This is a genomic window from uncultured Tepidimonas sp., assembly GCF_938045175.1.
GTDB lineage: Bacteria > Pseudomonadota > Gammaproteobacteria > Burkholderiales > Burkholderiaceae_C > Tepidimonas.
Genome location: NZ_CALIND010000202.1, coordinates 1 through 13,872 on the forward strand (window position 1 = coordinate 1; position 13,872 = coordinate 13,872).

14 protein-coding genes are annotated in these 13,872 nt (G+C 69.2%); 5 read left to right on the forward strand and 9 right to left on the reverse strand.

All coding sequences use genetic code 11. The features are described from left to right. From Q0716_RS10735 to Q0716_RS10745, 3 genes are all read left to right on the forward strand, one after another. A partial coding sequence (locus Q0716_RS10735; RefSeq protein WP_299023089.1) for a 3'-5' exonuclease occupies positions 1–309 on the forward strand: 309 nt, incomplete at its 5' end. A 100-nt stretch (positions 310–409) separates the two neighbouring features. Beyond that, positions 410–874 (forward strand): molybdopterin-dependent oxidoreductase, encoded by a 465-nt coding sequence (locus tag Q0716_RS10740; protein WP_299023091.1) that lies wholly within the window; start codon positions 410–412, stop codon positions 872–874. After that, positions 871–2,862, forward strand: coding sequence for a response regulator (locus tag Q0716_RS10745; RefSeq protein ID WP_299023092.1), 1,992 nt, complete (start codon positions 871–873; stop codon positions 2,860–2,862). Before Q0716_RS10740 ends, Q0716_RS10745 begins: the two co-directional genes overlap by 4 nt. Here Q0716_RS10745 and Q0716_RS10750 read toward each other — a convergent pair. The 4 genes from Q0716_RS10750 to def all read right to left on the reverse strand — a co-directional run bounded on the left by Q0716_RS10750 (position 2,813) and on the right by def (position 5,547). Next, positions 2,813–3,148, reverse strand: a complete 336-nt coding sequence (locus tag Q0716_RS10750; protein ID WP_299023094.1) for an AzlD domain-containing protein — start codon at positions 3,146–3,148, stop codon at positions 2,813–2,815. The genes Q0716_RS10745 and Q0716_RS10750 overlap by 50 nt on opposite strands. Beyond that, positions 3,141–3,881 (reverse strand): AzlC family ABC transporter permease, encoded by a 741-nt coding sequence (locus Q0716_RS10755; protein ID WP_299023108.1) that lies wholly within the window; start codon positions 3,879–3,881, stop codon positions 3,141–3,143. Before Q0716_RS10755 ends, Q0716_RS10750 begins: the two co-directional genes overlap by 8 nt. A 50-nt stretch (positions 3,882–3,931) precedes the next feature. Next, complete coding sequence (gene fmt, locus Q0716_RS10760; RefSeq protein WP_299023109.1) at positions 3,932–4,900, reverse strand: methionyl-tRNA formyltransferase; 969 nt, start codon at positions 4,898–4,900, stop codon at positions 3,932–3,934. A 65-nt stretch (positions 4,901–4,965) separates the two neighbouring features. Then, a complete protein-coding gene (gene def, locus Q0716_RS10765; protein ID WP_299023095.1) occupies positions 4,966–5,547 on the reverse strand; it encodes a peptide deformylase in 582 nt (193 codons plus the stop codon). Positions 5,548–5,667: 120 nt separating this feature from the next. Between def and Q0716_RS10770 the strand changes: the two genes are divergently transcribed. Continuing rightward, positions 5,668–6,915: a LysM peptidoglycan-binding domain-containing protein gene (locus Q0716_RS10770; protein WP_299023096.1), complete on the forward strand. Its 1,248-nt coding sequence runs from the start codon at positions 5,668–5,670 to the stop codon at positions 6,913–6,915. Positions 6,916–6,933: 18 nt separating this feature from the next. Beyond that, on the forward strand, positions 6,934–8,055 hold the full coding sequence (gene dprA / locus Q0716_RS10775) for a DNA-processing protein DprA (RefSeq protein ID WP_299023098.1): 1,122 nt from the start codon (positions 6,934–6,936) through the stop codon (positions 8,053–8,055). A 31-nt stretch (positions 8,056–8,086) separates the two neighbouring features. On the opposite strand, the gene secF is transcribed toward dprA, so the two are convergent. From secF to Q0716_RS10800, 5 genes are all read right to left on the reverse strand, one after another. Next, positions 8,087–9,037, reverse strand: a complete 951-nt coding sequence (secF, locus tag Q0716_RS10780; protein WP_299023100.1) for a protein translocase subunit SecF — start codon at positions 9,035–9,037, stop codon at positions 8,087–8,089. A gap of 18 nt (positions 9,038–9,055) precedes the next feature. Continuing rightward, positions 9,056–10,933 carry a protein translocase subunit SecD gene (gene secD, locus Q0716_RS10785; protein ID WP_299023102.1) on the reverse strand — a complete coding sequence of 626 codons (1,878 nt, stop codon included), beginning with the start codon at positions 10,931–10,933 and terminating at the stop codon, positions 9,056–9,058. Positions 10,934–11,003: 70 nt separating this feature from the next. Beyond that, positions 11,004–11,324, reverse strand: coding sequence for a preprotein translocase subunit YajC (gene yajC, locus Q0716_RS10790; protein WP_299023104.1), 321 nt, complete (start codon positions 11,322–11,324; stop codon positions 11,004–11,006). A 105-nt stretch (positions 11,325–11,429) separates the two neighbouring features. After that, positions 11,430–12,398: a DMT family transporter gene (locus Q0716_RS10795; RefSeq protein ID WP_299023111.1), complete on the reverse strand. Its 969-nt coding sequence runs from the start codon at positions 12,396–12,398 to the stop codon at positions 11,430–11,432. Between the two features lie 127 nt (positions 12,399–12,525). Beyond that, on the reverse strand, positions 12,526–13,872 hold a 1,347-nt coding region (locus Q0716_RS10800), incomplete at its 5' end, for a DUF6537 domain-containing protein (protein WP_299023106.1).

Consider the following 13,872-nt stretch of genomic DNA (forward strand, 5'->3'; position numbering starts at 1 on the left):
GCGCAGCAGCTCGCCGCACGCATCGAGGAAGAGCGCCGCCTGATGTATGTCGGCATCACGCGCGCCCAGCGCACGCTGGTGGTCAGTTGGCTCAAGCAGCGCAAACAAGGGCGCGAGCGCGTCACCGCGCAGCCCAGCCGCTTCATTGCCGAAATGCAGCTCGACCCCGCCACCACGCAAGAGGACCCGCGCGCCAAGCTGCGTGCCCTGCGCGAGGAGTTTGCCGCGCGCGCGGCAGCCCAGGGCTCGGGTGGTACCAGCGCCCCGCCACAAAGCCGCCCCATTGGCGCGCCGCGTGCCTTGTCGTAAGATCCTGACAAATCTGAAAATACCGGGGGCTGCAGTTCGTATGGTTTTTTCTATTTCACGCAGATCTGTGGCGCTCGCGCTGACGGCCGTCGTGTGCGGCATGGCCACCGTCGCGCACGCCCAAGCGTCGTTGCCAGCGCCCAAAGACCGCGTCGTGTTGACCCTGGGGGGGCAGATCGGCGTGCGCAACCACGGCTCGCACGCCGCGTTCGACATGGCCATGTTGGAGGCATTGCCCCAACACACCTTCACCACCCGCACGCCGTGGGACGATCAACCGGTCACCTTCCGCGGCCCGCGCCTGCGCGATGTACTGGCCGCCGTCCGTGCCGAAGGACGGCAGCTGCGCGCCACGGCGCTCAATGACTACCGTGTCGTGATCCCGTTCGAGGACGCCCAGCGCCACGACGTCATCATCGCCACCCGCAAAAACGGGGTGCCGATGGCGGTGCGCGACAAGGGCCCCCTGTTCATCGTCTACCCCTTCGACCGCGACCCTGCGCTCAAGGACCTGCGCTACTACGAGCGCTCGATCTGGCAGCTCAAGGCGATCGACGTGGAATGAATCCGACCCCTGCGGCCCCGACCGCCGCCACTACCGCCAGCGCCGAAGGGCGCCGGTTTTTGTGGTGGGTCGCGCTCACCACCACCGTGTTGGCGGCAGGTTTGGCGGTGCTGCTCGGGGTCTTTTTGCAGCAGTCCCGCTCGGCCGAGGAATCGGCGCAGCTGCAGGCCGATTCGCTGACGGCGCTGGCCTTTCAGCACGAACGGGAGTTTTTGCGCCTGCGCAGCGCCCTCACGCAAGCCCTACGGGGCCGCTCGCCCCCCGACTGGGATGCGGTCGTGTTGCGGCACGAAATCTACGCCAGCCGTGTCGCCCTGCTGGCCGAAAACCCCTCCATCGAGCCCCTGCGCCAGCTGCCTGCGTACCAGCAGCTGATGCCGCGTCTGCACCAACTGGTGCAAACCCTGGACGCCGCGCTGCCGGCAACCGATGGGCCACGCTTGGACGAGGCGCTGCAGCAAATGGACGCGCTGGGCCCGGAGGTGCAAGCCCTGACACTGACCGCCGATCGGCTGGTCAGCGAGCGGGTCGCTGCCAAGCTGCACGAGGTGCGACGCCTGCGCGGCTATGTCATTTGGCTAATGGCGGCCCAGGTACTGGTGCTGCTATTGGCGGCCCTCGCGCTGTGGCAGCGGCAGCGCCGGCAAACCCAAGAGCGCAGAGCGCTCGAAGCCCTCAACACCGCCCTGGCCCGCGCGCGCGACGAGGCGCAAGCCGCCAGCCGTATCAAGAGCCAGTTTCTGGCCAACATGAGCCATGAGCTGCGCACCCCGTTCAACGGCATGCTCGGCATGCTGGACCTGCTGGCCGACAGCCCGCTGACGCCCGCCCAGCGCGATCTTCTGCAGACCGCGCGCGCATCGGCCGGGCATCTGCTGGCGCTGCTCAACGACATCCTGGATCTGTCGGCGCTCGATGCCGGCCAGCTGCGCATCCAGCCCGAACCCGTGGATCTACCAGAGCTGGTTCGCCACGTGCACCGCTGGTTGCAACCCCAAGCCGAGCGCAAGGGGATCGAGCTGGGCCTGTCGATCGACGACGGTGGCACCCCGTGGGTGCTCGCCGATGCGACACGCGTGCGGCAAATCTTGCTCAACCTGCTGGGCAACGCCATCAAATTCACCGACCGTGGCCGGGTCGATCTCACGGTGCGCGCGGAATCGGTACCCGGTCGCGAACCACGGGTGCGCTGGAGGGCCGTGGTGCGCGACACGGGCATCGGCATGGACGCGTCGACCCTGTCGCGGCTGTTTCAACGGTTTCAGCAGGCGGACCCCTCGATCACGCGCCGCTACGGCGGCAGTGGGCTCGGGCTGGACATCTCGCGCACGCTGGCACGCCTGATGGGCGGCGACGTGCAGGTCGAAAGCCAGCCGGGGGCAGGCTCCACCTTCACGGCCACCTGGGTGACGCCGATCGCTGCACCTGAAGCCACGCCATCCGACTTTGCCGTCACACAAACGCCCGGCTGGATGGACGGACCGCCGCCTGCCGAGGCGGTGCCCGGGCAGGCCGGCGCCGAACTCCCCGCCCCGCCCCCGACCGCGCCGCACGGCAGCGGCTGGCGCGTGCTGGTGGCCGAAGACCACCCGGTCAATCGCAAGGTCATCGGCCTATTGCTGGACAAAATGGGGCATCGCGTCGACTTCGCCGAGGATGGACAGCAAGCACTGCAGCAGGCGGCCGAACACGACTACGACGTCATCCTGATGGACATTCACATGCCCGGCATGGACGGGCTGCAGGCCTCGCGACAGATCCGCACCCTGCCGGGGCCGCGCGGTCAAGTCCCCATCATCGCGCTGACGGCCGACGTCATGGACGACGTGCAGCAACGGGCACAGGCCGCCGGCATGAACGGATTTTTGGCCAAGCCGGTGCAGCGCCCCGCCCTTGAGGCTGCGATGGCGCGCTGCATCGCCGCCCCCCGTGCCGCGCCTACCACCCCAGCCCCAAGTGCAGCGGCAGATACACCGCCATGCCCGTGACGATCGTCCCCAGCACTCCCCGGCGCCAGAAGAACCAACCCGCGCCGGCCACCGCCGCGTACAGGCGAGCATCCTGCCAGGTGTGGATGAGCTGGCCGTTTTGCATCACCACCTCGGGCACGACGACCGCCGCCAACGCCGCGATGGGCGCGTACTGCAGTCCCCGCTCGGCCCAGTGGGGCAGGCGCCACGGACGATCCGACAGGAAGAAAAACCCGCGCGTCACCACCGTGATCGCGCCCAGCGCGACGAACGTCAACAGCCGATAGGGATCGACGTCACCCATGGCCGCCCTGCGCAGGAATGGCCGATCCGCGCAGCCAGCGCGGGCCGTGCGCCTCGGCGACCAGACACACGGCGACCGCTGCCGCGATCGCCACCACGATGTGCAGCTTGAGCGGCAACGCCCACGCCGCCACCGCCGCGGAACCCGCTACCACCGCCGACAACACGCGCAGCCGCGTACTGGCCAGTGAACACGCCACCCCCAACAGCGCCAGAATCCCTGCAAACCCCAACCCCCATTCCAGCGGGATGGCGTGCGCCAGACCGATGCCGATAACGCTGGCCGTCATCCAAAACGCATAGTTGACCGCGCAGCTGCCCGCCAGGTAGGCTTCCTGGTCGAGTCGCTCGTCGTCCGTGCGCCCCGGGTGGGGATAGCGGCGGGCAAAGAACACGTAGCTCAAATCCCCCGTGAGGTAGCCGGTCAGCAGCCGCTGCCCGCGCGGCAGATGGGCCAGATACGGGCGCAGATGAGCAGAAAACACCACGAAGCGCAGGTTGACGCAAAACGCCGCCGCCAGAATCACCCACAACGGCGCGTCGGCCACGATCAATGGCACGGCGGTGAGCTGCGCACTGCCGGCATAGACGAGCGCGGTCATCCACAGGGCCTCTGGTGCGCTCAGGCCCGACTGCACCATGGCCACCCCCGTCATCAACCCCCACGCCCCGATACCCGCGGCGGCGCTGAGCAATTCGCGCGCGCCGGTCGCGAAAGCGGCACGCCGCCACAACGCGGGATTGAGAAACCCCGCCCGCCAAAACGCGCTCGCGCCCGACGCGCTCACGCACCCTCCCCCAGCCGCACCCCAGCACGCAGCGGCGCGCCGCGCAAAAAGTCGCGCACCGGCAAGCGCCGGCCACCGGCGCGTTGCACCTCGGTCAGCACCAGCACCCCGTCGCCGGTCTGCACACGGATGCCGTGGTCATCAGCCGCCACCACCGTGCCCGGTGCGGTCGGCGACACGGCGGACGCCATCTCTGCCTGTGCACGCCACACCTTCAGTGGCGCACCGTCGAGCACGGTCACCGCGCCTGGGGTGGGATCGAATGCCCGCACGCGCCGCGCCAGCACCGCTGCCGGCTGCCGCCAGTCGAGCACTGCCTCGGCCTTGTCGATCTTGTGCGCATAGGTCACGCCCTGCGCGGGTTGCGGGCGCCGTGGCAATGGTCCCGCCTCGGCAGCCTGCAGCGCCTGCACCACCAGCTGCGCCCCCAAAGCGGCCAGCCGGTCATGCAGCTGTCCGGCGCTCTCGTGCGCCCCGATGGGCAGCGCCTGCATCGCCACGATGTCGCCGGTATCCAAGCCCTCGTCCATCTGCATCAGCGTGATGCCGGTTTCGGCGTCGCCCGCTTCGATGGCGCGCTGGATCGGCGCCGCGCCGCGCCAGCGCGGCAACAGCGAGGCGTGGATATTCAGGCAACCTAACCGCGGCAAATCCAATACCCAGCGCGGCAGGATCAATCCGTAGGCGGCCACCACCAACACGTCGGGACGCGCGGTCAGCAGCGCGTCGCGCGCCGCGGCGGCGTCTTCGGCCCAACGGCCATCGAGCCGCAACCCGCGCGGCTGCGCGAGCGGCCAACCGTGCTTTAGCGCCAAGGTCTTGACGGGAGAGGGTTGCAGCTTCAGGCCGCGCCCGGCGGGACGGTCCGGCTGCGTCAACACCAGCGCCATGGGGTAGCCCGCTTGGGCGATCGCCGCCAGCGCCACCGCGGCAAAGTCGGGGGTGCCGGCAAAGGCCACGCGCAATGGCCTCGCCCCGGTTCCCCGGTCACCCCCCTGGCCACTGGCGGGATCGGTTACCACGGGCGCGGTCAAAGCCGCGCCTCCGCCGCCTCGCGCCGAGCCCGCGCCGGGGACCGGACGGGTCCGTCGGACCGCGCGGCCTCACGAGCGGCCTTGATCAGCTTGGTTTTGATGCGCTCGCGTTTCAGCGGCGACAAGTATTCGACGAACACCTTGCCCTGCAGGTGATCCATCTCGTGCTGGATGCACACGGCCAGCAGTCCCTCGGCGTCGATGACGCGGCTCACCCCATGCTCGTCGAGCGCGCGCACCCGCACCGCGACCGAGCGCTCGACCCCGTCATAGATACCCGGCACCGACAGACAGCCCTCCTCGCCGCGGCGCTTCTCTTCGCTGGCCCACTCGATTTCGGGGTTGATCAGCACCAGCGGCTGGTTGCGCTCCTCGCTGACATCGATGACGACGATGCGCTCGTGGATGTCCACCTGCGTGGCCGCCAGTCCGATGCCATTGGCCGCATACATGGTGGCAAGCATGCGAGGGATGATGGCGCGCACCCGATCGTCCACGGCCGCCACGGGCCGTGCAACCGTGTGCAAGCGCGGGTCGGGGTACCGCAAAATGGGCAGGAGTTCGACGGTGGTATTCATGTTCATGGGCGAATGTCGGTATTTTCGCCACTTTTGCCGCGAAAGACCAGTCGGTCGGCAGCGATGCCATTGCCAGAAGTGGGGGCAGCCCGCACAATCGCAAGGGAGGAAATGCGATCCATGAAACCCCAGCGCCCCCTAATTTGGTTCCGCGCGCCCGCGACCCATGCCCGTCTGCACCGCAAGGCCCAGTGGCGACCCATGCTCGCCGCGGTCGCGATCGGCCTGGCTGGTAGCGCGGCCGTGGCCGCGCCCCCCTACCCCATCACCCCCCAGCAGCGCAGCACCGCGCAGCAGGTCGCCCAAGCGGGGGTGCCGTTGGCCGAACTGGCGCCCAACGCGCCCGAGCGCTACACCGTCAAGCGCGGTGACACGCTGTGGGACATCTCCGCACTCTATCTCAAACGCCCGTGGCGCTGGCCCGAGCTGTGGGGCATGAACCTGCAGCAGATCCGCAACCCGCACCTGATCTACCCGGGCCAAGTGCTGGTGCTCACGCGCGTGGGCGATCGCGCCGTGCTGCAGCTCGCCTCGGACGAGCCCCCCACGCTCAAACTCTCCCCGCGCGTTCGGGCGGAGCGCATCGACGACGGCAGCATTCCGGCGCTGCCGCCGGGCGCCATCGAACCGTTCCTCACCGACGTCGAAGTGGTGGACGAACAAGCGCACCAGCGCGCCCCGCGCATCGTCGCCGGCCCGGAAGCGCGCGTGCTGCTCGGCCCCGGAGACCGCGCCTATGCGCGCGGCCAGGTCGGGCCCAGCGCGGCGCTGTCGGGCGACGCCCTGGAGGCGTCACGCCAACGCCCACGGTTGCTCGCGATCTACCGCAATGCCACTGCGCTCAAAGACCCGGAGACCGGCGAGGTACTGGGCTACGAGGCGATGGCCGTGGGTCGTGCCCAATTGGTGCGCAGCGAGCGCAACGGCGAAGGCCCGGACGGCCAGCCCGCGCTCGTGCCCGCCACCGTCGACATCCTGACCGCGCGCGAGGAAGTGCGCATCGGTGACCGGCTGCTGCCCCCGACGGCTCGGGAAAGCCGCGCCTACGTGCCCCATGCCCCTGGGCAACCGGTGCAGGGCCAGATCGTCAAAGTGCACGGCGATGCAGTACGGTTCGCAGGCCAGAATCAGGTCGTCGTGCTCAACCGCGGCCGGGAACATGGGCTGGAAGTGGGGCACGTGTTGGCGCTGCTGAAGGCGCGCACGCAGGTCACGGACAAAACCGACGACGCCCGCCCGAGCCTGCTGTTGCCGGGTGAGCGCAACGGCTTGATGATGGTGTTTCGCACCTTCGACCGCGTGGCCTACGCACTCGTGCTGCAGATCACCGACGGCGTCCAGATTGGCGATCGGTTCGTCAACCCCTGATCGACGGCGGAACACGGCATGGCACCCGACGATTGGGAGGACTGGCTGCGCCTGATGGCCACCGACGGCGTCGGCCCAACGACGGCGCGGCGCTTGTTGGCCGCGTTCGGCCCGCCGGCAGCAATCTTCGCCCAACGCGCCAACACGTTGGCGGAGGTCGTGGGCGCGGTGACGGCAGCCCGTTTACTGGGCATGCCGGACGGCTGGCAGGAGCTGCGCACGCGCACCCGCGAGTGGCTGCTGGCCAACCCCAACCACCACCTGCTCGCGCTCGGCGACGAGGCCTATCCCCCCGCGCTGCTGACCACGCCAGATCCCCCGCCCCTGCTGCATGTGGTGGGGGACCCCGTAGCGTTGGCCGCGCCACGCGCGCTCGCCATCGTCGGCAGCCGCAACCCGACGCCGCAGGGCGCGGACAATGCGCGCGCTTTCGCGCGTGCGCTGGCAGGCGAGGGGGTTTGCATCGTCTCGGGCTTGGCCGCTGGCATCGACGCCGCGGCGCACGAGGGGGCGCTGGATGCGGGCGGCCAGACGGTGGCGGTCGTCGGCACCGGGGTCGATCGCGTCTATCCCGCCCGTCACCGGGCGCTGGCGCATCGCATCGCGCACGCCGGCAGCGTGGTCAGCGAATACCTGCTTGGCACGCCCCCGCTGCCCGCGCACTTTCCGCGCCGCAACCGTATCATCGCTGGCCTGTCGCAGGGCTCGCTGGTGGTCGAGGCGGCGCTGGGGTCGGGCTCGCTCATCACCGCTGAACTCGCCACGCAGATGGGGCGCGAGGTGTTTGCCATTCCCGGCTCCATCCACTCGCCGCAGTCGCGCGGCTGCCACGCACTCATCCGCCAAGGTGCCAAGCTGGTCGAGACCGCCGCGCACATCCACGAGGAGCTCGCCGGCGTGTGGGCGCACGCCTCAACGCCCGCCGCCACGCCCCCCACGGCGGCGCCGACGGCGGCTGCGAACACTGGAGACGATCCTGTGCTCGTCGCGCTGGGATACGACCCCACCCCGTTCGACGTGTTGCAGGCGCGCTGCGGGTGGGACACCGCGCGTCTGCAGGCACACCTCCTCACGCTGGAGCTCGACGGCCGGGTGCAGCGCCTGCCCGGCGGGCGCCTACAGCGGCTGGCGAGTGCCTGAGGCCGCGGGGCGGCGCGCCACGGAAAAAACGTCAAACGACGGCGCCCGCGTTCGGGTCGTCGCCTTCGCCCGGCTTCTTGGTCGCCTTGACCAAATCCTCACGTCGGATGCCCAGCCACATCGCCACCCCGGAGGCGACGAACACCGACGAGTAGATGCCGAACAAAATGCCGATGGTCAGCGCGAGCGCAAAGTAATACAACGTCGGCCCGCCGAAGATCAGCATCGACAGCACCATCGCCTCGGTCGAGCCGTGGGTGATGATCGTGCGGCTCATGGTCGACGTGATCGCATGGTCGATGACCTCGCGCACCGTCATCTTGCGCTGCCGGCGGAACGTCTCGCGGATGCGGTCGAAGATCACCACCGACTCGTTGACCGAATAGCCCAGCACCGCCAGCACCGCTGCCAGCACCGCGAGCGAGAACTCCCACTGGAAGAAGGCGAAGAAGCCGAGGATGATGACGACATCGTGCAGGTTGGCGATGATCGCCGCGACCGCGTACTTCCACTCGAAGCGCACGGCCAAGTAGATCATGATGCCGCCGATGACGAACGCGAGCGCCAGCAAACCGCCTTCGACCAGCTCGCGGCCGACCTGCGGTCCGACGAACTCGGTGCGGCGCAGCGTCACCGTCGGATCCTGGGCGCGCAGCGCCGCGAGCAACTCCTCGGTCTGCTGGCTGGAGGACGCCCCCTCGCGCAGCGGCAGGCGCAGCATCACGTCGCGCGCGCTGCCAAAGTGCTGTACCGCCACGTCGCTGTAGCCCAAGCCGGCCACCGCACTGCGCACCTGCGCCAGATCGACCGGCTGCGTGTAGGCCACTTCCACCACGGTGCCGCCGGTGAACTCGATCGACAGGTGCAGGCCGCGCGTGACCAGAAAAAATACCGCCGCCAAAAACGTGACGAACGAGATCAGGTTCAGCACCAACATGTGGCGCGTGAACGGAATGGTGCGGCGCAGGCGAAACAGTTCCATCGTCGCTCTCCCGGCGGATCAGCCCGCCTTGCCCGTCGACGCGGGCTCGACGGTGATGCCAATCGAGACGGCGCGCAGCTTCTTGCGCCGCCCATACCACAGGTTGACCAAGGCGCGCGAGAAAAAGACCGCCGAGAACATGCTGGTCAATATCCCGATGCAGTGCACCACGGCAAACCCGCGCACCGGGCCCGAGCCGAACGTCAACAGCGCCAGCCCCGCCATCAGCGACGTGATGTTGGAATCCAGAATCGTGTCCCAGGCGTGCTCGTAGCCTTTGTGGATGGCCGTCTGCGGTGCGGAGCCGTTGCGCAGCTCCTCGCGCACCCGCTCGTTGATGAGCACGTTGGCATCGATCGCCATGCCCAGCGTGAGCGCGATGGCGGCGATGCCGGGCAGCGTCAGCGTCGCCTGCAGCATGGACAGCACCGCCACCAGCAGCATCAGGTTGACCGCCAGCGCAACGCTGGAAAACACCCCGAACAGCCGGTAGTAGATGCACATGAAGGCGACCACCACCGCAAAGCCCCAGACCACGCTGTTGAAGCCCATGCGGATGTTGTCGGCCCCCAGGCTCGGGCCGATGGTACGCTCCTCGACGATCTCCATCGGGGCGGCCAGCGATCCGGCGCGCAACAGCAGCGCGGTGTCGTTGGCCTCTTGCGTCGTCATGCGCCCGGAGATTTGTACGCGCCCACCGCCGATCTCGGTGCGGATGACGGGCGCGGTCACCACTTCGCCACGGCCCTTCTCGAACAGCAAAATGGCCATGCGCTTGCCGACATTCTCACGCGTGACGTCGCGAAACACGCGCGCGCCCTTGGCGTCGAGCGTGAGGTTGACCACCGGCTCTTGCGTCTGGCTGTCGAAGCCCGCTTGCGCGTCGGTCAGGTTCTCGCCGGTCAGGATCACCTCGCGCTTGACGATGACGGGGCGGCCGTTGCGATCCAAATACCGCTCGGAGCCGAACGGCACGGGCGCCGTAGCATCTCGCTCGGCGGCCAGTCCCTCGGGGCTTTCGTCCACCATGCGGATCTCGAGCGTAGCGGTACGGCCCAGGATGTCCTTGGCCTTGGCGGTGTCCTGCACCCCGGGCAGTTGTACCACGATGCGGTCCAGCCCCTGCTGCTGGATCACGGGCTCGGCCACCCCGAGCTCGTTGATGCGATTGCGCAGCGTCAAGATGTTTTGCTTGAGCGCCTGCTCTTGTATACGCCGCGCCGCCTCCGGGCGCAGGGTCAGCGCGATTACCGTCTCTGCCCCCTCCTCGCGCACCGAGGGCTGCAAGTCGGGAAAATCGCGCGCGATCAGATCCTCGGCGCCCCGCACCGCGCCCGCCTCGCGCAAACGCACCGTCACCGCGTTTCCTTCGCGCCGCACCCCGCCGTGGCGAATACCCTTGTCACGCAGCGCTGTGCGCAGATCCGCCACCAGCCCTTCCAGTCGCTTGTCCAGGGCTGCGGCCATGTCCACTTGCAGCAGGAAGTGAACCCCACCGCGCAGGTCCAGCCCCAGATACATGGGCTGCGCCCCCAGCCGCTGCAGCCACTCGGGCGTGCGCGGCAGCAGGTTGAGCGCGACCACGTGCGCGGGGTTGGCCGCATCCGGGTTGAGCGCGCGCTCGATGGCGTCGCGGGCGCGGATTTGCTCATCGGTGCTGGCAAAGCGCGCGCGCACGGTCTGGCCGTCGTACTGGATGGCTTGTGCCCCCAGCCCGGCGGCAGCCAGCGCCTGCTCGATGCGCTGCACCGTCCCCTCGTCGAGCCGATGCCCGGCGCGCGCCGACGACACCTGCACCGCTGGCGCCTCGCCAAAGAAGTTGGGCAGGGTATACAGCGCGGCAATGACGAGCACGACCACCAGGGTCGCGTACTTCCACCAGGCGTAACGGTTCATACAGGCCACCCTTGCGGCGCACGGCGCGCTGCGGTTGGGCAGGACGTCGCCCCGCGCGGCGCCGCCCCGATCACTTCAATGTGCCTTTGGGCAAGACTTGCACCACGGCGGTGCGCTGCAGCTGCACCTCGACGCCGTCGGCCAGCTCCAGCCCGATGGTGCTGTCAGCGACCTTGGTCACCTTGCCCAGCAGGCCACCGGCGGTCACGACCTCGTCGCCCTTGGCCAGCGCGTCGATCATGGCCTTGTGCTCTTTTTGGCGCTTCATCTGCGGCCGAATCATGACGAAGTACAGCACCACGAACATGAGCAGCAGCGGCAGCAGGCTCATGAGCGTGGAGGGCGCGTCGCCGCCAGCGGCGGCTTGGGCATAAGCGGGAGAGATGAACACGTCGATATCCTCAGGCGTGCAAAAGGGTGAAAAACGGGCCTGCGATGACGGCACAACGCGTCACGCCGCCCCGAAGGCAAGCGGGCATTGTAGCGGGCGCGCCGCTCAGTCGGGGTGGGCGTGGGCGACGACCGGCTGCGGCCGGACATTCACGCCCCACAGCACCCCCGCCACCAGCGCGCCAATCCCCAACAGCGACAGCGGCGCTGGCCATTGACCACGCCACAGGTAAGCGTACAGCAGCGCCGCCAGCGTCTCGAAGACGATCAGCTGCCCTGCCAGCGCCGTGGGCAGGCGCTGGCTGGCCGCATTCCAACACAGCGTGCCCAACCACGAAGCCAACAGCCCGACCGAGACCATCAACCCCAGAAACACCTCGGGCCGCGGCCCGAAGGGCATGGGAAACGGCTCGCCACGCACCGCATCCAGCCCCCACACCAGCGCGTAACCCAGCGCGGCCAGCGGCAAGGTCGCCAACCCCTGCGCAGTGGACCAGGCGCGCGCGCTGCGCCCGGGGTGGGCGCGCAGCCAGTCGGCATTGTGCAGCGGATACCAGGTCCAGCACGCCACCGCGCCCACCGCCAGCAGTGCACCCAGCCCATACACGGCGACGTCGCGCGCCGGATCCGCCACGACGGCTTGCAGCTCGGTGTGGTTGACGAGCGCGATGCCAACGGCGATCAGCGCCAACGCTGGCCACAAACGCCGCCAGGGCAGGCGGCCGTCGCGTGCCGCGTCGCGCCGGTTGGCCACGATGGTAATCACCACGGGCAGCGTGCCGATGATGACGGTCGACAGCGGCCCACCGGTGCGCTGGATCGAACCGGCCAGCAGCAGGTAATACAGCAGATTGCCGACGAACGCGAGCTGCAGCGCCTGCCACCAGTCGGCGCGCGAGAGTGCGCGCAGCTCGGCACGGTCGAACCAGGCCAGCGGCACGCACAGCAGCCCGAATGCCAGATAGCGCCCCACGGACAGCAGCGCCGCCGGGTACTCGGGCAGCATCAGCGGCGCGACGAACACCAACCCCCACAGCGCCCCGGCGGCCAGCGCCCACAACACCCCGCTGCCCAAGCCTCCCGTCATTGGGGGCACCACCGCCCCATCGCCACTTGCGGCCATCGCCATCCTCTGTGTGACCCGAAAAGGGGCACAGTGTACGCGCGGCGGCCAGCAGCCCGCAGCAGTGGTGCGCTCGGCGTCAGGCCACCGCGCGGGCCGCGGGCACAGCGCCCGATTCACCCGCTCGCCAGCGCCGCCGCAGCTCATCCCACAGCGGACGGGCCGCTTGCAGGTGGCGCGCCTTGACGTGACCAAAGCCCTTGACGCGCGCCGGCCAGCGCGCGATCTCCAGCGCCAGCGGCAGGCGTTCCGGCCGCAAATCGCGCAACACCTCGTCGATCGCTGCCTCGTACTCGCGGATCAGCGCGCGTTCGGTGCGCCGCTCTTCGGTGTAGCCAAAGGGGTCGAGGGCCGTGCCACGCAACCCTTTGAGCCGCGCCAACACGCGAAATGCGCCCATCATCCACGGGCCGAATTCACGCTTGACCAGCTCGCCGCGCTCGTTGCGCTTGGCCAGCAACGGGGGCGCTAGGTGGAAGCGCAGCGTGAAGTCACCCTCGAACTGCGCGCGCAAGCGCTGCAAGAAGGCGCCGTCCGCGTAGAGCCGCGCGACTTCGTACTCGTCCTTGTAGGCCATGAGCTGCGCCAGATGCACCGCTACCGCTTCGGCCAGCGCGGTCGAACCCGTTCCCAGCGCCGCTTCGGCCTGCTGCACGCGGCGCACCAGCGCTTCATAACGCTGGGCGTAGGCGGCGTTTTGGTAGCCCGTCAGGTGCTCGACGCGCGTGCGAATCAGGTGCTCGAGCGTGCGGCGCGGGCGCAGCTCGATCACTTGCGCCGGACTCACCCAACGCTGCACCGCAGCCGGGTCGTGTGCGGCCCGCCGGCCCCACTCGAAAGCCGCCAGGTTGGCCGCCACCGCCACACCATTGAGTTCGATGGCGCCCTGCAGCGACGCCAGCCCCAGCGGAATCCACCCCTTTTGCCACGCGTAGCCCAACACCATGGGGTTGACGTACAGCGTGTCACCCAGCAGTCGCTGCGCGAGCGCCTCGGCGTCGAACGCCGACACGCTCGCGGCGCCAGCGGCCTCGGTGATCGCCGCGATGCACCGCGCCGAGGGGTTTTGCCAAGCGCCGTCTTTGACGAACGCGGCGGTGGGCGTCGCCTGCGCATTGAGCGCCACGTGGGTGCGCCCCTCGCGCATGCGCGCCAGCGTCTCGGCGCTGGCGGTGACGATGGGGTCGCAGCCCAAGATCAGGTCCGCGGCCGCCGTGCCCACGCGCGTGGTCAGGATATCCTCCTGGCGCGCGCCGATGAGCACATGGCTCCAGGTGGCGCCGCCCTTTTGCGCCAGGCCCGCCGCATCCTGCGTCACCACGCCTTTGCCTTCGATGTGCGCAGCCACCCCCAGCAACTGGCCGATGGTGATGACCCCGGTACCGCCGACGCCCGCCACCACGATGCCCCAGGCCGACGCGCCCGG